The organism is Chryseobacterium sp. BGA-UO-ETr-SB22, assembly GCF_059567885.1.
The window spans coordinates 3,344,741-3,367,681 of the sequence record NZ_JCAQOV010000005.1; the positions used below are offsets into that span (position 1 = coordinate 3,344,741).

Below are 22,941 nucleotides of genomic sequence, written 5' to 3' on the forward strand. Positions count from 1 at the left end.
AAAACCACAAAACACGCATGAACGTTTTTATTGCAGGCGGAACTTCAGGCATAGGCTATGCACTGGCCAGGCATTATCTTTCCAAAGGATATTGTGTGGGAATCTGCGGAAGAGATTTAGCCAAAATACCGGAAAATAATTCTAAAGATTTAAAAGCTTTTCAGGTAGATGTCTGTGATATGAATGCAGCGTTATCCACATTACAGTCATTTCTTGTGGATAAAAATGAACTTGATATTTTCATTAACTGTGCCGGAAGCTATGCGGAAGATGTTGCCGGAAGAATTTCCTATGAAGAAGCCGAAGAAATGCTGCAAACCAATATTCTGGGAACGGTAAACTGCTTCGAGGCGGCAAGAAAAGTAATGAAGAATCAAAAAAAAGGAAGTATTGCAGTAATTGCCTCTGTTTCAGGAATACTGGAATATGAAAACTCCAGCCTTTATACGAAAACGAAACGTTCTGTGATACAGATTGCTGATGCTTACCGCCGTGCATTGAAGCCTTTTGGAATTTCAGTCACTGCAATTGCACCGGGATATATTGATACTGAAAAATTAAGGCAGCTTAACCAGAATGATTTAAGCAAAAAACCATTTCTCACTGATGTAGAAACAGCAGTCTCCATCATCTCCGAAGCGATAGAAAAACAAAAAAAACTCGTTATTTTTCCTGCAAAAATGAAGTGGATGATGAAGTCGTTATCCCTGCTTCCTTCTTCATTATTAAACATCATTATGTTCAGAAAAGCTAAATGGATGAAAAACGACTGACAGTGCAACGGAAAGCATATGCCCTGATTCTTTGTGCCATTGTATTTATGATGGTATACAATTTTGCAGCATGGTATCTTTCAACATTAGATGAAATCCCATCTTTTGTTTTTGGATTTGAAAAATATATTCCCTTCATTCCATGGAGCATTATTCCTTATATGACGAGCTGTATTTTTTTCTGTGCCGTATTTTTCTTCTGTAGAAATAAAGAGCAGTTGAAAGTTTTAACACAGCGGATGCTCTTTGTAACCATTGCAGCCGGACTTTGTTTTCTATTATTTCCTTTAAAATTTTCATTGCCTAAACCTCAAGTCAGCAGTTCTTTACTGGGGTATTCTTTTCAATTCTTAAAAACATTTGATTCTCCTTTTAATCAGGCTCCTTCATTGCATATTGCTTATGCTTTTATTTTCTGGTCTGTTTTCAGGAATTTAAAAAGAGGAAGAACGTTATTACTATGTTGGCTCATTTTGTTGGGAATTTCTACATTGACGACGTATCAACATCATTGTATTGATATCCTCACCGGAAGCATTCTTGCACACTTTAGCTTTATTATCTTTCCCTATAGAAAAAATGATTTTCTGTACAGGAATTTTCAGGTAGCTAATATGTATCTTCTATTGGGATGGTTGATTATTTTAACAGCACTCCTGATGAATCAATTCTGTGGAAATATAGGATTATTCTTCTTGTGGCCAGGTGCAATGACCATTCTGATCGGCTATCATTATCAGAAAAACAATATTTACTTTTTGAAAGATAAAGAAGGCAATATTCCATGGATTAAAAAAATCTTCTACTCTCCATATTTACTGCTATATCAGATATTCTGGAAGTTTTTCCGAAAAAATAAAATGCCTGTAGAAATCCTGCCGGGTTTGTATATTTCATCAAGACCCGATCGGGAAACACTGAAAAATTTCGGGATTACCCAAAAGACATTTGTCTATGATCTATCAGCCGAAATGGAAGAACTTCCCATCATAAAAGATACATCAGATTATCACTCCGTTCCATTTCTGGACATTGGAACACTGGATATTCATGAAACCCAAAAGCTGGTTTTGGAAATTACCGAAAAACACAAACAACTTCCTACAGGTGAAAGGATTCTGATTCATTGCACCATGGGATTCACCAGAAGTTCAGTGATTGGAATTTTAGTGATGAAAAATATTTTATCTTTACCTTTAACAGAAGCAATAACCTTAATGAAAACCCATAATAAGCATGCAGTCATTCATACTTACCTAGAGGATTTTCTGAAAAAATTTTAACCTATGAACAGCGGACATTTTAAAAGTTTTGACCACAGTGAAATTTTTTATCGTGAGTGGAATTACCAGCCCTATCAGAAAAGCATCATCATGATTCACCGTGGACATGAGCATTCTGAAAGGCTGAATGATATTGCGCAATCTCCTCAGTTTTCGAAGTACAACATCTTTGCATTTGATCTTCGGGGACATGGCCATACAAAAACCAAAACCTCATCTGTGTTTATGGATTATGTAAGAGATCTTGATGCGTTTTCTAAGTTTATCCATGCTCAATACAAAGTGAAAATTTCAGATATTTTCGTTGTCGCCAACAGCATTGGCGGTGTTGTAGCATCTGCCTGGGCACATGATTTTGCACCTTCTATCTCTGGAATGGCACTTTTAGCTCCTGCTTTTAAAATCAATCTTATTGTTCCTCTGGCTAATGAAATGATTACTTTAGGAACGAAACTGAAGAAAGGATTAATCATTAAAAGTTATGTAAAATCCAAAATGCTGACTCACGATCCTGAACAGCAAAAAGCATATGACACAGATCCACTGATCTCAAAATCTATTGATGCGGAACTTCTTATAGATCTTGCAAAAGCAGGAAAACGTCTGGTAGAAGATGCTGAAGCTGTAGATACTCCAACCTTAATTCTGGCTGCTGAAAAAGATCATGTGGTTTTCAATAAAGAACAGAAAATATTCCATGAAAAGCTGGATACGGATTTAAAGCAATATGAAGTTCTTCCAGGTTTTTTCCATGGTATTTTATTCGATACCGGAAAGGAAAAAGTCTATGATAAAATTGTAGAGTTTGCTGAAAAATGTTTTAACAGAAATGTAAAACAAACATCTCTTTCTCCTGATCGTTTTTCGGTGAAAGAATATGAAGACCTGCAAAATAATGTCGGGAATAACCTGAATTTTAAAATGCAGAAATTGTCACTTGGAAAAATCGGAAAAATAAGTAACGGGATGGCTATTGGTCTGAAATATGGCTTCGATTCCGGAGCTTCATTGGATTATGTGTATCAGAATCAACCGAAAGGAAAGTTTGGTTTCGGGAAAATGATGGATAAAAATTACCTCAATGCGATCGGCTGGAAAGGAATCCGTATCAGAAAACAGCATTTGCTCCAGCTTTTAGAACATAATATACAAGCTCTGAAACAACAGGGAAGAGCGATTAAAATACTGGATATTGCTGGCGGAACAGGAAATTATTTATTCGATATCAAAGAAAAGTATCCCGAGGCTGAAATTGTGATCAATGAATTTGTAAAATCCAATATTGAAATCGGGGAAAAGGTTATTAAGGAAAAGATGTATCAGAATATCCGTTTTACGAATTTTGACTGTTTTGATCCGCAGACCTACCAAAAACTAAATTTTGAACCTAATATAACCATTGTATCTGGAATTTTTGAGCTTTTCGGGGATAATGAAATGGCCAGTAAAGCCATTCAGGGAGTGAATTCTGTTTCAGAAAAGAATGCTTATATCGTTTATACCGGACAGCCATGGCATCCACAACTGAAAATGATTGCTTATGTTCTGAACAATCACCAGAATAAAGACTGGATCATGAGAAGACGCTCACAGAAAGAACTGGACAGAGTGATGGCTTTTAATACTATTCAGAAAGAAAATATGCTGATCGATGACTTTGGAATCTTCACGGTTTCTTCAGGAAAAGTGAATGTTTCAAACTAAACACCTAATCTCTCACGGATTTTAATCAGCTTTAAACTTTGATATTGATTATTTTCAACCACAAAAGTCACAAAAGACTTAAACACTTAAGTTTTTTACAGAATTATTTTAAACTTACATTGGAATAACATGTTTTAAAATAAAAGCTTTTGTGACTTTTGTGGTTTTATAGAGTTTAAACAACTTTCATAAAAAAAGGTTTTCCATTGAGTGGAAAACCTTTTTATTTTTTTATGTTTTGAAATGTTACTGCTTAACCAATTCAAAATAAGCAATTACCTCAACATCTTTTGCAATCCCTGCTCCTGTAGGATCATATTTGATTCCGTAATCCAGACGGTTGACTGTAAACTTCGTCTGAATTCCCATCACTTCCTTTCCGTCTTTATTTTTCGTAATTCCACCAAATGTAACTGGAGCACTGATATCTTTTTCCACTCCTTTCATTGTCAGTTTCCCTTTTACGATATAATTGTTGTTTTTATCTTTTGTAACGGAAGAACTTTTAAATTCAATAGTAGGATATTTGGCAACATCAAAAAATTCTTCGCTTATAAGATGTCTGTCTCTCATATCCACTCCGGTATTAATGCTGGAAACACTTACAGAAAAGTTTAAATCTGCATTATCCAGGTTAGCACCACTGCTAGCCATTCTACCGTCAAATTTATCGAACCTTCCCTGTACAAAGCTAATTCCCATATGCTTAATATTGAAGTTAACAGAAGAATGCATATGATCTACTCCCCAGGTACCTTGTGCAAAAGCCACAACACTTAAAAGCGCAAATACGAAAGATAAAAATACTTTTTTCATTGTAATTATATTTTACATTACTATTTAATTGAACAAAGCTAAGATATGAAAGATATTTCTACCGTGGATGGATTAGTTTTTAATATTAAATCCATTTAGATTCTGAAAGAAAAATGCTTTTTTATAACTTCGCAGTATGGCAAAACTGAAAACAGCATATTTCTGTCAAAACTGCGGAACTCAATATCCACAATGGCTTGGACAATGTAAAAACTGTGGAGAATGGAACACTCTGGTGGAAGAAGTTGTTGAAAAACCTTCTCATAAAACTCCTCCTTTCTCGAAAACCAAACAAAATGTAATCAATATCGTTGAAGTGGTAACGAGCGAAGAGCCGAGAATAAAAACTCCTTCTGATGAATTGAACCGTGTTTTAGGAGGTGGAATTGTTTTAGGTTCTGTTACATTGATTGGTGGTGAACCGGGAATTGGAAAATCTACCCTTCTGCTTCAGCTTGCTTTGAAAATGAAGAAAAAAATCTTCTATGTTTCGGGGGAAGAAAGTGCTTCTCAGATTAAAATGAGAGCAGACAGACTTACGGATATTCAAAATCCAAACTGCTTCCTTTTTACTGAAACATCATTGGAAAAAATCCTTCACGAGGCCAAAAAACTGGAGCCGGATTTCATGATCATTGATTCTATTCAGACTCTGCAGTCTCAATTGATAGAAAGTTCTCCGGGAACGGTTTCCCAAATCCGGGAATGTTCCAATGAGATCATCAAATATGCCAAAGAAAATAATACTCCCGTATTTCTTGTAGGACACATTACCAAAGATGGTCAGATTGCTGGGCCAAAGGTGCTGGAGCACATGGTGGATGTTGTTTTGAACTTTGATGGAGACCGAAATCATCTTTTCAGATTGTTGAGAGCCAATAAAAACCGTTTTGGATCTACTTCCGAGATTGGGATCTATGAAATGGTTTCCCAAGGATTGAAAGAAATTAAAAATCCTTCTGAAATCCTGATCACAAAGAAATTCGAGGAACTTTCCGGGAATTCCGTTGCAGTAACCCTGGAAGGAAACCGACCTATGCTTCTGGAAATTCAGGCATTGGTAAGTACTGCCGTTTATGGTACACCTCAAAGAAGTTCTACCGGTTTTGATTCCAAAAGACTGAATATGCTTTTGGCCGTACTGGAAAAAAGAGCAGGCTTCCAATTGGGAGCTAAAGACGTTTTCCTGAATATTACCGGAGGGATAAAAACAGACGATCCGGCATTGGATCTGGCGGTGATAGCTTCTGTTCTTTCATCCAATGAAGATATTGCCATCTCAGAGCATTATTGTTTTGCCGGAGAAATTGGGTTAAGTGGTGAAATACGTCCTGTTGCACAAGTGGAACAAAGAATTACCGAGGCTGAAAAGCTGGGTTATGAAAAAATATTTGTCTCCAATCTTAATAAAATTCCGAAAAGAAAATTTGGGATAAAGATCGAGGAAGTGAGTAAGATTGAGGATTTCCATGAGAGGCTTTTTTAATGTGAATGGTCAATTTTGCTTCGCAAGTCAATTGTCAATTGGAACATAGATAAAAAATTCACGAGCGAAGCGGATTCACTATTCATTATTCACTATCATCAAACATCCACTTTTAATTCATACCTTTAAGTTATGAATTATCTGGCTCATTCTTTTCTTTCTTTTACCGACGGACAGATCGTGGGTCAATTTCTCGAAGATTTTATCCGCAACAGGGATCGTTTTTCTTTCCCAAAAAATATTCAGGACGGCATTACCCTGCACAGAGCTATTGATACATATACAGATTCGCATCCCGCCATCCATGAAGCAAAAAAAGTATTTTCTCCTTTGGTAAGGCTGTATGCCGGAGCATTTGTAGATGTTTCTATGGATCACTTTGTGGCCAGGGATCTTTCTCTACACTCTTTGGCGGAATGGAAAGCTCATTCTCTTAAGGTTTACAGCGTTTTGAATGCTAACGGACAATGGCTGCCGGAAAATTTCAAAAAAATGCTGGTCAAAATGGAACACGACGACTGGCTTTATAATTACCGTGAAGACTGGGGAATTAAATTCAGTATTCAGAATGTGCTCAATAAAGCGAAATACCTGGATAAAGACATTCCTGTTTTTGAAGCTTTTTTAAAGAATAAAGATCACCTTCAGCAATGTTATGATGACTTTTTTCCTGACCTTCTTGCCCATGCAAAAGGAATTAACACATTACTCGAACTGGAAAATTAATATATATTAGAACTGTTTATAGAGATATCGGTTAGGATAAGTAAGTTTTTCGCTGCTCCTTTGTCCGTCGACAATAATGTGGACAATATTAATCTGATCATCAAAAAGGTTATACAGAAAACTTACAGCAGTTTCCACTTTTTTAGGAGTGGCTATAGGTTCAGACTCCAGGAAAACGTTGACCGATTCGTGGTCTTCTTCATAGCCTATATAGTTTACTTTCAAAAATTTTCCGTCTGCTTTTAATTTGAAATATTCTGAACAGTATTTTTGCAGGGCATCATTCAATTTTGCTTTATATTTTTCGTCATTAAAATGAAAAGATCCTCCATATTTTTTTCCCAAACCATTTTCCATATCATCAAGGAAGAATCTTCCTGTCACTTCAAAGGTTCTGGATTTTGAATTATAATTCATTTCCACAGAGCCCACATGATAGGGATGAAAAGCTTCATCACTCCTAAAACTCTGACATACCATGGTTACGAATAAAAAAAATCCAAAAAAAAGCTTACCCGACATGAATTCTATTTTTACAGCAAATATAAAAAAAGCAGCAGTTATAAAACCGCTGCTTCTGATTATAATTGATTGATGAAGATTTATTGTTTAATCACTTTCTTCGTGATTTTTGTACTATCTTCAAGTACAAGGGTAAACAGATAAGTTCCTCTTACCAATTCTGAAACATCAATTTTACTGGAATTGGCATTCACATTTACGGTTTTAATCAGTTTTCCTGACGCATCATAAATGGTTACTGCCGCTTTAGAATGTCTTCCTAAGACTACATTCACAAAATCTTTCGCAGGATTCGGAGTGATATTCACTTCTGAATTCATTTTAACATCCGCTGTTCCTAATGTAGTTCCTGTTTTCACAAAATATCCGCCAAAACCTGTTGTCTGGAAACTCACTTCCCAGTATTGGTAGGTATCATTCCAGATAATATCAGCGATATCAGGGGTAATAACTGTAGCAGCTCCTCCAAAAGAAGCTACTGTACCTGTAGTACTTGTTCCTGTATATTTTTCAATAAGAAGATTCGCTTTATTAGCAACATCAGCAGGTGAAGTAGGAAGTTTGACACCATTGGTTAGATTATAAGCATCAAAATCACTCTGTTTAAAGTATAAAGTTACTTTTCCGGTTGCAGCTGCTGCATTCGTGTCCGGATTTATTTCATATCTTCTTGCAACATAGTTGGGCTGTGCATTATCTACCCATACCTTTGATGTTGTATTTCCTGTTACAGTACTCGCAGTTTCTTTTTCAACTCTTGAAATCAGCTGGCAGGCATTGGTAAAATAGTTATATCCATTGGCCACTGCACTTGCTTTCGTTTGATTGGATGTTGCAAGATTCTTCACTTCGGCAACATTTTCATAGACCACAGCTCTCATTTTAAGATCGAATGTTCTAGAAGTCCATGTTGTACCATCTGTAGACGTCTTGGATCTGTTGTTGACCACTGCATTCTCAGCTTTTACAGCAATTCTTCCTCCTAAACCATTGACTACAATATAAAATTCTTTTCCGGTTACCATCTGTACATTCAGATCGGAAAGACTCACGTAATTCCAGGTAAATCTCTGCATATTATTAAGCCATGAAGTAATGGTCTTAGTGGCTATAATATCTCCGGGATTTCCATTCGCATCCACTTTTCTGATTTGAATATCTACCGGAATATCTGAAGGAAGTGAAGTTCCCGTTAATAATGAGAATCCACCCAGCTTTCCTGTAAGGGTTGGTGTATATCTGACAGCAAGGGCTATATTATCAAAATAATAATTAGATTCTGTATTGGCAATGATATAAGGTTCATCATACCCTACCGTCTCAAAATTAGATTTTACACATCCTAATTCATCGGTAACCGCCTTGTAAATATCCAGTTTACCATATCCCCATCTCATGTTGGGCACAGTTCCAGTTGCTCCATCCATTCTTGCATTAGAAGTAAGACGTGCTTTTACCTGAGCTGCTGTCAATGCCGGATTAGCCTGCAGTAATAACCCTACAGCTCCTGCTACACCCGGCGAAGACATACTTGTTCCCTGATTTTTCACATAATAATTGGTTCCTGCAATAATATCTGTAGCACCTGGAGCAGAATCACCTGATCTGGATGAAATGACATTCTGCCCTGAACCTGCAATATCTGGTTTTTGAAAACCATCTGTTCTTGGTCCCTGTCCGCTGAATGAAGATATAGATTCCTGTGGAGTAAGAGTAAAATAGCCGCTTGTTCCGCTATACCAACTTGCTCTTCCCATATAGGAAGCAACAGTAATCGCATTAGAAGCATTCCCCGGAGACCCTACAATATATTCATTATCACCATTTTGCAAGGTAGTCCCCACTCCCTGGCTATACAGCCAGCCGTGTGTGGTGATCTGCTGTGCGCCGTTATTGGTGATTTCTAATGTATAATTCCCCTGAACATTGGTAGTTCCCGAAGTTCTGGTTACAACTAATTGTACATATCTTTTGTTGTTGTCATTTCCCCAATAGTTATACATCGTTGCTGTAAGGCCACCTCCCAATATAGTGTGAGCCGTAGTCGTACTTATATTCTGCGTATACTGCTGCCCATCAGGAGTAGTCAGTTTTGCTGTCACAGCAGTATTATCATTGGCATACATTATGAATGAAAATACTGAAGTAGCTGCGGTATTGCTTGCTACTGTAAAATTATATGTCTGTGCTGCACCAGCTGCAATATCCACTTTTCTGTGAAGGTTAGCTCCGTAATCATTTCCGGCAGAAATAACCACAACTCTACCCGGTCCTGACGCCGTAAAATTATTAACAGCCACTTCATGGCTGGATGTTCCGTCATGAGCCGTTCCCTGGCCGCCAATACTCATATTGACAACGATAGGTTTATTAAGTGCTGTAGCTACATTTTTAAAATAGGTTAACGCATTAATCGTATTTGTTGTTGGAAAAGAACCATTTCCTCCTTTTACGAATACAATATCTGCATCGGATGAAAATCCTTTATGCCTTTTATCGGTAAAAGCTGCACCATTTCCGGCAGCTGTACCTGAAACGTGAGTTCCATGTCCGTTTGTATCATTTTCACGAACAAATCCTACAGGTGTTCCATCCAATTCATCTTCAATCTGTGCTCTCGTATATTCTACACCTGTTGAAAATCCTGTAGGAATAGTTTCCCCAAATTGTGCAGTTAAGGTCTGATCCCAGATGGAAACAATTCTACTTTTGGTTTGATCATTAGCTTTTCTGAAATCCGGGTGTTTCCAGTCTATTCCACTGTCATATATTCCTACCAAAACACCGGTACCGTTATAAGCTGTATTATTGAAAACTCCATCCTGCAAAAGACTTGCTCCGGACTGAGCTCTGCTCACATCATTATGAAGCTCATCAAATGCCGGCCCCATTACAGATGTTACATAGGGAAGCTGCACAAGTTTTTCAATATCTTCAATGGTAACCAAAGCTGTGGAAAAAGCTGGCAGCTGACTCTGAATAATGAAGCCGTCTGCTTTCAGTTTTTCCGGTTCTTTGGTATAAATAATACATGAATACATTGTTTGTGCTCCCTTGGAAGTCACTACCAGATGCTGATCAAGTTTCATATCCGGGCGTTCCAGTTCTTTCACTGCTCTTCCGTTGGCTATACTCTCTTTATTTTTCAATAAAATATCAAATCGAGAGTCCAGTTTCTGTACCTGCCCGTAAAAAGCATAGGAATATAATCCTAAAAAGGCTGCTGTTGCATTTCTCAGAAGCTTCGCTCCTCCGTGTGAAATGTTTACTTTTGTAAAAAATAATTTTTTAATATCCATATTTCATTTTTAAGCAATACAATTATACAATATTTATTCAAAATATAAATAATACAAATAATTAACAAATAACAAGCGTAAAAATTAAATCAAATAATAAAATTAATAACATTTTAACAAAATATTTAAAATATAAAATTTTTCAACCAAAATGCAGGATTTTCTTTTTTATTTAAACCTTGGATGGGAACATATTATTTCTTTGGATGCTTTAGATCATCAGTTGTTTGTTCTGGCATTGATCGCTGTTTATTCTTACAGTGACTGGAAAAAAATTCTGATCCTTGTCACCGCGTTTACGATCGGGCATTCCATTACATTAGCTTTAAGTATTCTGGATGTCTTCAGAGTTCCGTCTGACTGGGTTGAATTTTTAATTCCCTTGACGATTGTACTGACATCATTGGATAATATCATCATGAAAAATCAGAAGCAGACCTTGATGCGGGCCAACTACTATCTTGCCCTGATCTTCGGTCTGGTACATGGAATGGGATTCGCCAATACTGCAAGAGTAATGATCGCAAAAAGTCAAAGTATTGCTTTACCTCTGCTGGGATTCAATATTGGTTTGGAACTTGGACAAATTGTAATTGTTGCTGCGATTTTAATCATTCTGTTTATTTCACTCAATCTTTTCAAAGTGAATAAAAAAGACTGGATACTCTTTGTTTCTTCAGGGGTATTTGCTTTATCCTTAAAAATGACTTTGGAAAGAATTCCTTTTTAAAAGTTAAATATTTTCATTATTTCAAGAGCTTATTACTATCTTTGATCATTAATAAATCATTTCGGTTATGAAACTAAAAGTTGTTATACTTTCACTTTCTGTATTTGCATATACAGGTTTCACCGCACAAAATATTCAGAATAACCCGGGCAGCAACCACGGTAACAAGTTTGAGCAGCTGGGAACTATTCTACCAACACCCAACATTTACAGAACGGCTTCAGGAGCTCCGGGACACGGATACTGGCAAAACAGAGCCGACTATAACATTACCGCATATCTGGATGAGGATAAAAGAAATCTGAAAGGTTCGGAAACGGTGACTTACTACAACAATTCTCCTGATGATCTGGATTATATCTGGCTGCAGCTTGATGAAAATGAGCATTCAAGCATCAGAAATGCCGGGTATGACGCTTCATCTGTTCTTCGCCCTTCAACAACTGATCAGCAGCTTAAGGCCACTGAGCTTCCTGTAAAAGATAATGGTTACGGCGTGAGTCTTGAGAAAGTAACAGATGCTTCAGGCAATACCTTGAAGTATACCGTCAACAAAACCATGATGCGTATAGATCTTCCTAAAGCATTGAAAAAGGGTGAAAAATTCATTTTCAAAGTAGACTGGAACTATAATATCTCCAACAGAATGAAGATGGGAGGCCGTGGCGGTTATGAAAATTTCCCGGAAGACGGCAATGATCTCTATACTATGGCACAATGGTATCCAAGAATGTGCGTATACAGTGATTTCCAGGGATGGCAGAACCATCAGTTTACCGGAAGAGGTGAATTTGCTTTGGTTTTTGGAGACTTTAAAGTTTCAATGAACGTCCCTGCCGATCATATTGTAGGCGGAACCGGAGAGTGTAAAAACTACGATCAGGTGTTGACCGCTGACCAGTTATCAAGATACAAAAAAGCTGAAACCGCTGCTGAACCTATCGAAATCGTAACCTTGGATGAGGCTAAAAAAGCAGAGAAAAATCATTCAAAACAAAGAAAAACTTGGGTTTTTGAAGCGAAGGATGTTCGTGATTTTGCATGGACTTCTTCAAGAAAATTTGTCTGGGACGGAATGCGTGTGACAATTCCTGAAAACAATAATAAAGTAATGGCAATGAGTTTCTATCCAAAAGAATCTTATGGCCTTTACAGAAAGTTTTCCACAAAAGCGGTTGCCCATACCATTAAAACCTATTCAGAATTTACCATTCCTTATCCATATCCTGTAGCACAATCTGTAGAAGCTGCCAATGGGATGGAATATCCTATGATCTGTTTTAACTTCGGGAGAACTGAAAAAGACGGAACCTATTCTGAAGGAACTAAAAACGGAATGCTTGGAGTAATCATCCACGAAGTGGGACACAATTTCTTCCCAATGATCATCAATTCTGATGAAAGACAGTGGGCATGGATGGATGAAGGTTTAAATACATTTACAGAATATCTTACAGAAGAAAAATGGGATAATAAATTCCCTTCCAAAAGAGGACCGGCATGGACGATCGTAGATTATATGAAACTGCCGAAAGATCAACTGGAGCCTATCATGAGTAACTCTGAAAATATTGTTCAGTATGGTCCGAACGCGTATTCAAAACCTGCAACGGGATTGAATATTCTTCGTGAAACAATCATGGGAAGAGAACTTTTCGACAAAGCTTTTAAAACCTATGCTAAAAGATGGGCTTTTAAGCATCCTGAACCTGCAGACTTGTTCCGTACTATGGAAGATGCCAGCGGTGAAGACCTTGACTGGTTCTGGAGAGGCTGGTTCTACGGTACAGATCCTGTAGATATTGCGATTGATAAAGTAACGGTAGCCGTTCCAAACCTGGATACCGATCCTAAAGCTGCTGCTGAAGTGAAATATCAGGTTGAAAAACCTTTAGTAAACAGCTTTGAAGATCTTTCAAAAATCAGAAACAGAGAAGATAAGAATATTAAATTCTATGTAGAAACTGATAAAGCTGCTCAGGATTTCTATTATAAATATGACAGAGGTCAGGAAAAGGTGGATAATAACAAGGAATACACCATAAAAACAGAAGCTGGTCTTCCTTTAGATGCCAAGGATAAAGAGAAATTCAAAAATATTACAGGATATCAGATTGATTTTGTAAACAAAGGCGGATTAGTAATGCCGATCATCCTTGAATTCACATTTGAAGATGGTTCAAAATTGTACGATAAATCTGCAGCACAGATCTGGAGACTGAATGAGCAAAAGGTTTCCAAGACGTATTATTTTGATAAGAAAGTAAAATCTATTCAGCTTGATCCAATGAGAGAGACTGCTGATATTGATACGAACAATAATTTCTGGAGCAGTACCGGATCAGGGACTGAAACTTCAAAATTCCAACTCTTTAAACAAAAACAGGAAGGAGGTTCTGTAAGAGGAGGCTCTACCGGAAAGGTGAATCCAATGCAGGCCGCAGGAAAGAGTTAAAAACCAAAAAGTTGTAACTTTTAATAAATACAACACTACTTCATATTAACTAGGGAAAGAATAATTCTTATGACCTTTTTAATATGAAGTATTTTTTTTGCTTAAAACCTGAACTACTCTCAAACACGAACACCTTATTCTCGTCTACAAAAAAAATATAACAACCTGACTTAAAAAGTTTTATATTTGAATTATCATAAAACACCAAATGTCAAAAATCTGATTGACAATAAATGTTCAGGATTACAAAAAAACAAAATATTACTTATGAAAAATGCCAAATTACTAAGCAGAGATGCTCAGAAAACGATCAATGGCGGAATTGCTGCCAGATTGGTATGCTGCGAACGCGATGATAATGGAAAATGTACTTTATGGATCGGACCGGGACAGAATTGCCCATAGTTCAATCTGATAACAATTTAAAATAAAGCCGGAAATTTCCGGCTTTCTCTTTTTATATTCTCAACCACATTCAAAATCACTAATAACTGATAATCAAAATTTTATTTAAAAAAAATAGTAATAAAATATATCACATCATAAGGAAAAATAGTATCTTTGATCCACTTCTTTTACACCAAATGTCAAAATCCTGATTGACTTTAAATGCTCAGGATGTACAAATCAAAATATTACTAACTATGAAAAACGCTAAATTATTAAGCAGAGATGCTCAGAAATCAATCAATGGCGGAGCAGCAGGACGTTTTTGCTGTGAGTACAATTACAAAGGACAATGTATACTTTGGATCGGACCGGGACAATATTGCCCATAGTTCTGTCATCAGATAACAATTTTGAATAAAGCCGGAAATTTCCGGCTTTATTTTTTAGCCTAAATGGGCTTTCAAATTCTTTTTATAGGTTCTTCCCAATGGAAGTTCATCCCCATTTTTCAGGAAAACATAGTTGGAATTGTAAGAATTGATATGATCAGATAATACAATATAAGACTTATGGATTCTAATAAATCCGAAATGCTGAAATTTCTCTTCAAAATTTGACATCCTTTCCAGAATCATATACTTTTTCAATGGTGTCATCAATACAATATATTCCCCAAATCCTTGTATCCAAAGAATATCTTTGAGAAAAACCTTGTTCATCACATAATTGGATTTGAACATAATAAAATCTTCCTGCTGTTTACTGCTGGCCGAACTTTTAAACTGAACAAAATCCCTTGCTTTATTGACTGCTTTTTTAAAAGTATCAAAATCCACAGGTTTTATAAGATAATGAACCACATCCAGCTCAAATGCTTTCACCGCATATTTTGTTTCCAGGGTAAGAAAAATACACAACGGCGGATCGGAGAGCTGCTGCAAAAGTTCTACTCCATTCATGCCAGGCATATTGATATCGAAAACAACCAGATCTACTTTGTTTGCTTTCAAAAACGCCAGTGCTTCTTCCGGTTTCTGAAATGAAGCCAGCAGTTCAACACCTTCAAGCTGATTGCAATATTGTTTTACAAGCTGCAATGCAGGATACTCATCATCTACATTAACGATAGTCAGGTTAGTCATTGATAGTAATTGTTAAAGCAATTTTATATTGATCATTTTCTTTCGGCCCGGAATAAAATTCATACCGATCAGGATAAAATTTGTCCAATATATGAATAATTGCTTCATTACCCAATCCATGATAATTAGATTCAGCTGCATGAATTCTATCTTTCCCTACGGAATTGATAATTTCAAAATACAGCTCAAAGCGCTCAATATTACAGAATAATTTTATAAAACCATGAGCATCCTCTCCTATTGCTGAGTGTTTTAAAGCATTTTCAAATAAAGTAAGAAGTATAGCAGAAGGGATTTCAGCAATGTCAAATTCTTCCTGCTCTTCAATATCCATGACAATATCAAGCTGGTTATTATATTTAAGCTGATATAAAGCCGCAAGTGCTTTCAGGGAAGAAAATTCTTGGGAAACCGTCACTTTTTCTTTCCCACTGTCATAAATAATATACTTTAGAAGTTTGCTCAACTGTAAAATAGAATCCGACGTCTTTTCTGAATGCGTAAAACTGTTCGCATAGATATTATTAAGGGTATTCAGCAAAAAATGAGGATTCAGTTTAGACTTCAGCAAATCCAGATAAAGCTGATCTTTCTCTTCTCCAAGACTGATCACATCCTGTTCTATTAAAAATTTGTCTTTGGTAATTCCTAAAAATGACCCCACCAGAATGATGATCCCCTGCGAAATATATACATTATACAAAAAACCTACATGGTATTCTTTTTCACTGAAATCCATCTGAAAAACCGCAGGCTCCCACAAAATTCTGAAAAGACTGGACACCAAAAAGCAGATTAAAGCATAGAGGATAAACTCAGGATACTTATTGGATAAATAAAACCGGGGAACAAGATAATAGTACACCAGATAATAAATTCCCACATTGAAAATTGTATTCAAAATAATGCTTATCACCAGTTGAGTGGAATCCAGGAAGTAGTTTTCGGTGAAATAAGTCATCAAAATGAAGATAAAAAGGAAAAAAATGTGCTGAAACCTCAACAAAAATTTCCAACGGTACTTCATAAGACCTTCCAGAATCTTACCACTAAATAAAATTCTGATAATCAGTAATATAATAATAAAATTAATGATTAAAAACATAGTCCATACCTTATTTTGAAACGCATCAAATATAATATCTTTTTGTCTCAAAATGCAGTTCGTTGAGAAAAACTGTCATTGATTGAAAAAATCCAGGCCCGCTCTTTTGAATAAATATATTTGAGAAACCGCAATATTAATCAAATATTACATGAAACTTAATATACAATTAACGCTTATTTTATCATTCTGCTTGATAAATGGCCTTTTACACAGTCAGAGCAAAGACAATTATAATATGTGGTTTCAGTACCTGCTGTCAGCAAAGCTTACTGATAAAAGCACTTTAACTGCCCTTACTCAATACCGTTCCTTCGATCTGGCTTATGATACAAGACTTTTTCTTGTGAATGCTTATGTAGACTATGAAGTGGTAGAAAATATAAAACCTGCTGCAGGAGCTATGTTTTTGATCCTTGAATCTTATAATGCTGATGATTCTAAAAAAATAAGATATGAAAAAAGACCTTTTCAACAGGTTACCGCTGATTACTACATTGGCAGAACATCAATCTCCAACCGTCTTAGAGTAGAGGAACGTTTTATCAGCAATCCTGATGAATTTGAAGTAAGGATCCGTTATCTGATCTCTGTCCGGATTCCTTTCAATAAAAAAGGAGAAAAGGAAAAACTCTACGGCATTCTAAAAAATGAAATAAGAATGAATGTTGATAAGCTGGAACCTTTCGACAGCAATCGTATTACGGCAGGCCTTGGAATAAAATTAGGAAAAAATTCTGCGTTGGAGCTTGCCTTTATCAATCAGCTGGAAACCAAAAAAACGAGTAATTACGGATTTGTTGGTTTCAGAAACAATTTTGACTGGAGAAAAAAGAAACAATAACCTCATTAATATTTACAATATACTATGCTTACATTTCTTGGTTTTTTAATGATTTTCATCTTCATGATTCTCATCATGAATAAAAAGATGACTCCGCTTACTGCTTTAGTGCTTGTACCTGTATTGATTGCTGTAGTGGCAGGATTCGGGCCTGACCTGGGAAAAATGATGAAAGATGGAGTAAAAGAAATAGCGCTTACGGGGGTTATGCTGATTTTTGCCATTCTGTACTTCAGTCTGATGATTGATACAGGACTTTTTGAACCTCTTGTGAATGCCATATTAAAGGCTGTAGGAGATAATCCTGTAAAAACAACCATTGGAACCGCCCTTCTCACCACTTTAGTTTCTTTAGACGGAGATGGCTCTTCCACTTATATTATTGTGGTAGCAGCATTACTTCCACTTTATAAAAAACAGGGGATGAATCCTTTAGTTCTTACCTGTATTATCATGCTGGCCGGAGGTATTATGAATATTTTGCCATGGGGCGGACCTACTGCAAGAGTAATGAGTTCTCTTAAACTGGGACATACAGAAATATTCGTTCCTATGATTCCGGTAATGCTGATAGGGTTGGTATGGGTATTTTTCGTTGCCTATATTTTAGGAGTCAGAGAGAAAAAAAGAATAAGCAAGCATGGAAAATATACCAAATACAGTGGACAGGATATTGCTGGTGAAAATGACCCTGCATTAAGACGTCCAAAGCTAATTATTATCAACCTGATTCTGACTATTGTCCTGCTTTGCGTGATGATTCTTGATATTATTCCTTTGGGAATTGCCTTTATGATTGCCTTTTGTATCGCTTCCCTGATTAATTATCCTAAACTGAAAGACCAGCAGAAAATCATTTCAAAACATGCAGGAAATGCCTTATCAGTAGCAGGAATGATCTTCGGCGCAGGAATTTTCACAGGAATATTAAATGGTACAGGAATTATGAGTGCTATGGGAAACAGTATTATCAGCATCGTCCCTAAAACCTGGGGCGGCTATCTGAATGTAATCACGGCTATATTCAGTGTACCGCTTACATTTTTCCTTACCAATGATGCCTATTATTTCGGAATATTACCTGTGATTACAGCAACCGGCAGCCAGCTGAATATTCCTCCGGATATTTTGGGACGTGCCAGCCTTGTGGGTCAGGCTTCCCATTTATTAAGTCCATTGGTTCCGTCCACTTATCTGCTGGTTTCACTGGCAGGTGTTGAATTCTCTGATCACTTAAAATTTACTTTAAAATGGGCCATAGGATCATCAATCGTAATGTTGCTGAGCGCATTGGTTCTTGGTATTATATAAGGTTATATCTTTGAATTTTGTAATCTTATCATATAAAAAAGTGGATGATGAAACCTTTTAAGCAAAAAACATTTACAGACTCCTATTTAAGAAACCTTACTTTGTATGTGTTCACGGCTATTATCTGTGGAGCATTAACGGGTTATTATTTTCCGGAAGTCAGTAAACATCTGGAAACGGTAAGCAGTTACTTTTTCATGCTTCTGGAGATTTTGATTATCCCCGTTATTTTCATTGCAGTAACGTATGGAGTAAGCTATATTTTCAGCACTAAAAATGCATTTAAAATTGTAAGCCAGATGGTGATCTATTTCTTAATCATCACTTCCATCAGTATTTTATTGGGAATCGGCTCCGGGCTTCTTTTAAAACCGGGGGCCAATACGGGAATTATAATTTCTTCTCATAAAGCACTTCCTGAAAGATTCTTAGCAAAAACCACCAACCCTTTGCACATCAGCAATTATGTACTTTTTCTTTTAATATCCATATCGGCAGGAGTCCTGATTGGCCTTTCTAAGAGAAAGAATAATATTCTTAAAGTTATAGACGCTGGAAGAAACCTGTTTTTTAAACTCATCAAGTATGTTTATATATTTCTTCCGATAGTCATTTTCTGTAATATCGCGTATGGAATTTCAGTATATGGCATTAATACTTTACTGCCATTAAGTAAAATTGTGGCCACAGTATACCTTACGAGTGTATTTTTCATTTTCGGAATATTAGGCGTGATCACAGCTTACTTTAAAATTAACCTCTGGGATTTCCTGATCAGCATCAAAGAAGAAATTATTCTGGTGGTAGCCACTTCTTCTTCCAAGATGGCATTCCCCATGATTTTTGATAAAATGGAATCACAGGGCTATGACCGGAAAATTCTGCGTCTTATTATTCCTCTCGGATATAGCTTTAATCTGGCAGGGGCTTGTATTTACCTTTCTATTTCATGTATTTTCCTGATCCAGTTTTATAATATTCCTCTTACGTTAAAAGATTATTTCTGGCTTTTTATAACCATTTCAATTGCTTCCAAAACCGCTTCGGGAGTTCCCGGATCAGGCTTTCTTGCCCTGATGTTTACCTTAAGCCGTTTCGGAAAAATCCCCACCACAGATCTTGCTCTGTTATACAGTGTAGACCGCTTTATGAATGAAGCCAGATCTGTTACCAATTTCATAGGCATTTCAGTTTCTGCCGCCATTATTTCAAAACTTAACCAAAATAGTATTTCTTTAAAAAATGATATTTCCTGATTTCACCCACCTTTTCAATGACATTTTACAAAACCCTGCAAAATCTATAGCCATTATCGGCAATCTTATCCTTATAGAAAGTCTCCTTTCCGTAGATAATGCTGCAGTATTGGCAACCATCGTAATGGATCTTCCGGAGCATCAAAGAAAAAGAGCTCTGAAATACGGCATCCTTGGTGCTTATGTATTTCGCGGACTGGCTCTTATTTTTGCATCCGTACTGATTTCCGTATGGTGGCTGAAACCATTGGGAGGATTATACCTGCTCTATATTTCTGCTGACTGGTTTATCAAAAAAATAAAAAACACAAATGATGATGAAAATCCAGAGGAAAGCCCTAGCAAAGAATCCAGTTGGCTGTATAAAAATTCAATTGGACTGCTGGGACAATTCTGGGCTACGGTTGCCATTGTAGAAGTAATGGATCTTGCTTTTTCTATCGATAATGTCTTTGCTGCCGTAGCATTTTCAGACAATCTGCTTTTGATTACGCTTGGTGTTTTTATAGGAATTTTAGCGATGAGATTTATTGCACAGTGGTTTGTCCGTCTCATGCAGGTATTTCCTTTTCTGGAAACAGCCGCTTTTATTGTGATTGCTATTTTAGGAGTTAAACTAAGTTTGTCATTATATGAACACTTCTACCCTGCTACCGCCTTTGCTCAGTTTTTAGCCAGCCATACAATGGAAATTCTGGTTTCCGCCATTACCGTTCTCTTGTTTGTAGTACCTGTAGCTACCAGCTATCTCTTCGGATTTCCCGCACGCAAAAAATAATTTTTCTGCCAAATTTTCACATTCGGAAACAAAAGTCTGCCATTTCATCCATCAGGATCTCATGGCATACATTTAGAGAATTATTACGCAGAAATAATTAATAAATAAACATATTATGTCAGTAAACTTTAAACCATTAGCAGACAGAGTTCTAGTAGAACCTATCGCTGCAGAAACTAAAACAGCTTCAGGTATTATCATCCCGGATACTGCAAAGGAAAAGCCGCAAGAAGGTACTGTAGTGGCAGTAGGTCCTGGTAAAAAAGATGAGCCTACAACTGTTCAGGTAGGTGACAAAGTTCTTTATGGAAAATATTCAGGTGCAGAATTGAAGCTTGAAGGAAAAGACTATTTAATCGTAAGAGAAGCTGATTTATTAGGAATTATTGGGTAAGATCTCAGATCACAGACATCAGATTTCAGATTAAAAAAATCAAATTAAAAAACTATCGTTAGTTGTCTAATATCTGGCATCTAACATCTAATATCTAATCAAAAATGGCAAAAGAAATAAAATTCGATATTGAATCAAGAGACGCTCTAAAGAGAGGAGTTGATGCATTGGCTAATGCAGTAAAAGTAACTTTAGGTCCTAAAGGAAGAAACGTAGTAATCGAAAAATCTTTCGGTGCACCTCACGTTACTAAGGACGGTGTTTCTGTTGCAAAAGAAATCGAACTTGAAGACAGAGTAGAAAATATGGGAGCGCAGATGGTAAAAGAAGTTGCGTCCAAAACTAATGATATCGCAGGAGACGGTACTACTACCGCTACTGTATTGGCACAGGCTATCGTAAGAGAAGGTCTTAAGAATGTAGCTGCTGGTGCTAACCCAATGGATCTTAAAAGAGGGATCGACAAAGCTGTAACTGCTGTTGTTGAAAACCTTAAAACTCAGTCTCAGACCGTTGGAGATTCTACAGAAATGGTAAAGCAGGTTGCTTCTGTTTCTGCTAACAATGACGAAACTATCGGTACTTTAATTGCTGAAGCTTTCGGAAAAGTTGGAAAAGAAGGAGTAATCACTGTAGAAGAAGCTAAAGGTATTGATACAACAGTAGATGTTGTAGAAGGTATGCAGTTCGACAGAGGATACCAGTCACCTTACTTCGTGACTAACCCTGAGAAAATGCTAGCTGAACTAGAAAACCCATATATCCTTTTAGTAGAGAAGAAAATCTCTTCAATGAAAGAATTACTTCCAGTTCTTGAGCCAATTGCACAAGGTGGTAAGTCTCTATTGATTATCTCTGAAGAAGTTGAAGGTGAAGCTTTAGCTACTTTGGTCGTAAACAAACTAAGAGGTTCTCTTAAAATTGCTGCTGTGAAAGCTCCAGGATTCGGAGACAGAAGAAAAGCAATGTTAGAAGATATCGCTATCCTTACAGGTGGACAGGTGATCTCTGAAGAGCAAGGTTTCACTATGGAAAACATCTCTTTGGATATGCTTGGAACTGCTGAGAAAGTAACGATTGACAAAGACAACACAACAGTTGTAAACGGTGGTGGTGACGAAGCGAAAATCAAAGGAAGAGTAGCTCAGATCAAAGCTCAGATGGAAACTTCTACTTCTGATTATGACAAAGAAAAACTTCAGGAAAGATTAGCTAAATTAGCTGGTGGTGTTGCTGTACTTTACGTAGGTGCTGCTTCTGAAGTAGAAATGAAAGAGAAAAAAGACAGAGTAGATGATGCACTTCACGCTACAAGAGCAGCTGTGGAAGAAGGTATTGTTGCAGGTGGAGGTGTTGCCCTAGTAAGAGCAATCAAAGCTTTAGACAGCCTTTCAGGTATTAACGCTGACGAAAACACGGGTATCAAAATCGTGAAAAGAGCGATTGAAGAGCCATTAAGACAAATCGTTGCTAACGCAGGTGGTGAAGGTTCTGTAATCGTTGCTAAAGTAGCAGAAGGAACAGGAGACTTCGGATACAATGCTAAAACTGACGAGTATGTTCACATGCTTGAAGCAGGAATCATTGACCCAACTAAAGTAACAAGAGTTGCCCTTGAAAATGCAGCTTCTGTATCTGGAATGCTTCTTACAACAGAATGTGTAATCACTGAAGTGAAGAGCGCTGAACCAGCTATGCCAATGGGTGGTGGAATGCCAGGAATGATGTAATAGCGTGTCGCTGAGACAATTTAATATACTAACCGTTCTGCTTTTGTAGGGCGGTTTTTTATTTTTATGGTTTTCCGTAAGGAAACAGTATATTTATGTTTTATATTTAATGACTAATAGATAGCAAAATCAACATTAGCGCAATTGTATATATTGTAATATTGGCGCAATACGTAAATTTGGTTGTTAGCTGTAAT

20 protein-coding genes are annotated in these 22,941 nt (G+C 36.8%); 15 read left to right on the forward strand and 5 right to left on the reverse strand.

Going from position 1 to position 22,941, the window contains the following annotated elements; translation table 11 throughout:
- The first annotated feature begins 17 nt into the window (after positions 1-17).
- Genes AC57AW_RS22495 through AC57AW_RS22505 form a run of 3 tightly spaced genes read left to right on the forward strand, consistent with a single transcriptional unit; the run spans position 18 to position 3,760 of the window.
- The gene (locus AC57AW_RS22495; protein ID WP_496353657.1) at positions 18-773 is read left to right on the forward strand and encodes an SDR family NAD(P)-dependent oxidoreductase; all 756 of its coding nucleotides are present in this window, start codon (positions 18-20) and stop codon (positions 771-773) included.
- Entirely contained in the window at positions 755-2,056 is a 1,302-nt protein-coding gene (locus AC57AW_RS22500; protein ID WP_496353658.1) for a phosphatase PAP2 family protein, read from the forward strand. Before AC57AW_RS22495 ends, AC57AW_RS22500 begins: the two co-directional genes overlap by 19 nt.
- A 3-nt stretch (positions 2,057-2,059) precedes the next feature.
- Complete coding sequence (locus tag AC57AW_RS22505) at positions 2,060-3,760, forward strand: bifunctional alpha/beta hydrolase/class I SAM-dependent methyltransferase (protein WP_496353659.1); 1,701 nt, start codon at positions 2,060-2,062, stop codon at positions 3,758-3,760.
- A gap of 246 nt (positions 3,761-4,006) precedes the next feature.
- On the opposite strand, the gene AC57AW_RS22510 is transcribed toward AC57AW_RS22505, so the two are convergent.
- On the reverse strand, positions 4,007-4,576 hold the full coding sequence (locus AC57AW_RS22510) for a YceI family protein (protein WP_496353660.1): 570 nt from the start codon (positions 4,574-4,576) through the stop codon (positions 4,007-4,009).
- 136 nt (positions 4,577-4,712) lie between these two features.
- On the opposite strand from AC57AW_RS22510, the gene radA reads away from it, so the two are divergent.
- Both radA and AC57AW_RS22520 read left to right on the forward strand, forming a co-directional pair.
- Positions 4,713-6,062: a DNA repair protein RadA gene (gene radA, locus AC57AW_RS22515; protein ID WP_318846496.1), complete on the forward strand. Its 1,350-nt coding sequence runs from the start codon at positions 4,713-4,715 to the stop codon at positions 6,060-6,062.
- 132 nt (positions 6,063-6,194) lie between these two features.
- Entirely contained in the window at positions 6,195-6,788 is a 594-nt protein-coding gene (locus tag AC57AW_RS22520; protein WP_496353661.1) for an acyl carrier protein phosphodiesterase, read from the forward strand.
- 6 nt (positions 6,789-6,794) lie between these two features.
- Here the strand turns inward: AC57AW_RS22520 and AC57AW_RS22525 are convergent, their stop codons facing one another.
- Both AC57AW_RS22525 and AC57AW_RS22530 read right to left on the reverse strand, forming a co-directional pair.
- The gene (locus tag AC57AW_RS22525) at positions 6,795-7,310 is read right to left on the reverse strand and encodes a DUF6702 family protein (protein ID WP_496353662.1); all 516 of its coding nucleotides are present in this window, start codon (positions 7,308-7,310) and stop codon (positions 6,795-6,797) included.
- Positions 7,311-7,390: 80 nt separating this feature from the next.
- A complete protein-coding gene (locus AC57AW_RS22530; protein WP_496353663.1) occupies positions 7,391-10,609 on the reverse strand; it encodes a S8/S53 family peptidase in 3,219 nt (1,072 codons plus the stop codon).
- 151 nt (positions 10,610-10,760) lie between these two features.
- Here AC57AW_RS22530 and AC57AW_RS22535 point away from each other — a divergent pair, with 151 nt between their 5' ends.
- From AC57AW_RS22535 to AC57AW_RS22550, 4 genes are all read left to right on the forward strand, one after another.
- Positions 10,761-11,339, forward strand: coding sequence for a HupE/UreJ family protein (locus AC57AW_RS22535; protein ID WP_047435205.1), 579 nt, complete (start codon positions 10,761-10,763; stop codon positions 11,337-11,339).
- A gap of 67 nt (positions 11,340-11,406) precedes the next feature.
- The gene (locus AC57AW_RS22540; RefSeq protein WP_496353664.1) at positions 11,407-13,794 is read left to right on the forward strand and encodes a M1 family metallopeptidase; all 2,388 of its coding nucleotides are present in this window, start codon (positions 11,407-11,409) and stop codon (positions 13,792-13,794) included.
- 267 nt (positions 13,795-14,061) lie between these two features.
- A complete protein-coding gene (locus AC57AW_RS22545; protein WP_165790518.1) occupies positions 14,062-14,199 on the forward strand; it encodes a hypothetical protein in 138 nt (45 codons plus the stop codon).
- Between the two features lie 239 nt (positions 14,200-14,438).
- A complete protein-coding gene (locus AC57AW_RS22550) occupies positions 14,439-14,573 on the forward strand; it encodes a hypothetical protein (RefSeq protein WP_262484685.1) in 135 nt (44 codons plus the stop codon).
- A gap of 54 nt (positions 14,574-14,627) precedes the next feature.
- On the opposite strand, the gene AC57AW_RS22555 is transcribed toward AC57AW_RS22550, so the two are convergent.
- Together AC57AW_RS22555 and AC57AW_RS22560 are read right to left on the reverse strand one after the other, a co-directional pair.
- Positions 14,628-15,326, reverse strand: a complete 699-nt coding sequence (locus AC57AW_RS22555; protein WP_496353665.1) for a LytR/AlgR family response regulator transcription factor — start codon at positions 15,324-15,326, stop codon at positions 14,628-14,630.
- Positions 15,319-16,287, reverse strand: coding sequence for a sensor histidine kinase (locus AC57AW_RS22560; protein ID WP_496353666.1), 969 nt, complete (start codon positions 16,285-16,287; stop codon positions 15,319-15,321). The genes AC57AW_RS22555 and AC57AW_RS22560 overlap by 8 nt, the downstream gene beginning before the upstream one ends.
- Positions 16,288-16,669: 382 nt before the next feature.
- Here AC57AW_RS22560 and AC57AW_RS22565 point away from each other — a divergent pair, with 382 nt between their 5' ends.
- From AC57AW_RS22565 to groL, 6 genes are all read left to right on the forward strand, one after another.
- Entirely contained in the window at positions 16,670-17,275 is a 606-nt protein-coding gene (locus tag AC57AW_RS22565) for a DUF2490 domain-containing protein (protein WP_262904063.1), read from the forward strand.
- A gap of 24 nt (positions 17,276-17,299) precedes the next feature.
- Positions 17,300-18,586: a CitMHS family transporter gene (locus tag AC57AW_RS22570; RefSeq protein ID WP_318846486.1), complete on the forward strand. Its 1,287-nt coding sequence runs from the start codon at positions 17,300-17,302 to the stop codon at positions 18,584-18,586.
- Between the two features lie 44 nt (positions 18,587-18,630).
- The gene (locus AC57AW_RS22575) at positions 18,631-19,842 is read left to right on the forward strand and encodes a cation:dicarboxylate symporter family transporter (RefSeq protein ID WP_496353667.1); all 1,212 of its coding nucleotides are present in this window, start codon (positions 18,631-18,633) and stop codon (positions 19,840-19,842) included.
- Positions 19,829-20,620, forward strand: a complete 792-nt coding sequence (locus AC57AW_RS22580; RefSeq protein ID WP_496353668.1) for a TerC family protein — start codon at positions 19,829-19,831, stop codon at positions 20,618-20,620. The genes AC57AW_RS22575 and AC57AW_RS22580 overlap by 14 nt, the downstream gene beginning before the upstream one ends.
- Positions 20,621-20,735: 115 nt before the next feature.
- The gene (locus AC57AW_RS22585) at positions 20,736-21,014 is read left to right on the forward strand and encodes a co-chaperone GroES (RefSeq protein WP_034696138.1); all 279 of its coding nucleotides are present in this window, start codon (positions 20,736-20,738) and stop codon (positions 21,012-21,014) included.
- A gap of 104 nt (positions 21,015-21,118) precedes the next feature.
- The gene (gene groL / locus AC57AW_RS22590; RefSeq protein WP_496353669.1) at positions 21,119-22,744 is read left to right on the forward strand and encodes a chaperonin GroEL; all 1,626 of its coding nucleotides are present in this window, start codon (positions 21,119-21,121) and stop codon (positions 22,742-22,744) included.
- Positions 22,745-22,941 lie beyond the last annotated feature (197 nt).

Bases quoted from the DNA above. Each gene is read 5' to 3' on its own strand.
- AC57AW_RS22495 (WP_496353657.1), top strand. From the start codon at position 18: ATGAACGTTTTTATTGCAGGCGGAACTTCAGGCATAGGCTATGCACTG.
- AC57AW_RS22500 (WP_496353658.1), top strand. From the start codon at position 755: ATGGATGAAAAACGACTGACAGTGCAACGGAAAGCATATGCCCTGATT.
- AC57AW_RS22505 (WP_496353659.1), top strand. From the start codon at position 2,060: ATGAACAGCGGACATTTTAAAAGTTTTGACCACAGTGAAATTTTTTAT.
- AC57AW_RS22510 (WP_496353660.1), bottom strand. From the start codon at position 4,576: ATGAAAAAAGTATTTTTATCTTTCGTATTTGCGCTTTTAAGTGTTGTG.
- radA (WP_318846496.1), top strand. From the start codon at position 4,713: ATGGCAAAACTGAAAACAGCATATTTCTGTCAAAACTGCGGAACTCAA.
- AC57AW_RS22520 (WP_496353661.1), top strand. From the start codon at position 6,195: ATGAATTATCTGGCTCATTCTTTTCTTTCTTTTACCGACGGACAGATC.
- AC57AW_RS22525 (WP_496353662.1), bottom strand. From the start codon at position 7,310: ATGTCGGGTAAGCTTTTTTTTGGATTTTTTTTATTCGTAACCATGGTA.
- AC57AW_RS22530 (WP_496353663.1), bottom strand. From the start codon at position 10,609: ATGGATATTAAAAAATTATTTTTTACAAAAGTAAACATTTCACACGGA.
- AC57AW_RS22535 (WP_047435205.1), top strand. From the start codon at position 10,761: ATGCAGGATTTTCTTTTTTATTTAAACCTTGGATGGGAACATATTATT.
- AC57AW_RS22540 (WP_496353664.1), top strand. From the start codon at position 11,407: ATGAAACTAAAAGTTGTTATACTTTCACTTTCTGTATTTGCATATACA.
- AC57AW_RS22545 (WP_165790518.1), top strand. From the start codon at position 14,062: ATGAAAAATGCCAAATTACTAAGCAGAGATGCTCAGAAAACGATCAAT.
- AC57AW_RS22550 (WP_262484685.1), top strand. From the start codon at position 14,439: ATGAAAAACGCTAAATTATTAAGCAGAGATGCTCAGAAATCAATCAAT.
- AC57AW_RS22555 (WP_496353665.1), bottom strand. From the start codon at position 15,326: ATGACTAACCTGACTATCGTTAATGTAGATGATGAGTATCCTGCATTG.
- AC57AW_RS22560 (WP_496353666.1), bottom strand. From the start codon at position 16,287: ATGACTTATTTCACCGAAAACTACTTCCTGGATTCCACTCAACTGGTG.
- AC57AW_RS22565 (WP_262904063.1), top strand. From the start codon at position 16,670: ATGTGGTTTCAGTACCTGCTGTCAGCAAAGCTTACTGATAAAAGCACT.
- AC57AW_RS22570 (WP_318846486.1), top strand. From the start codon at position 17,300: ATGCTTACATTTCTTGGTTTTTTAATGATTTTCATCTTCATGATTCTC.
- AC57AW_RS22575 (WP_496353667.1), top strand. From the start codon at position 18,631: ATGATGAAACCTTTTAAGCAAAAAACATTTACAGACTCCTATTTAAGA.
- AC57AW_RS22580 (WP_496353668.1), top strand. From the start codon at position 19,829: ATGATATTTCCTGATTTCACCCACCTTTTCAATGACATTTTACAAAAC.
- AC57AW_RS22585 (WP_034696138.1), top strand. From the start codon at position 20,736: ATGTCAGTAAACTTTAAACCATTAGCAGACAGAGTTCTAGTAGAACCT.
- groL (WP_496353669.1), top strand. From the start codon at position 21,119: ATGGCAAAAGAAATAAAATTCGATATTGAATCAAGAGACGCTCTAAAG.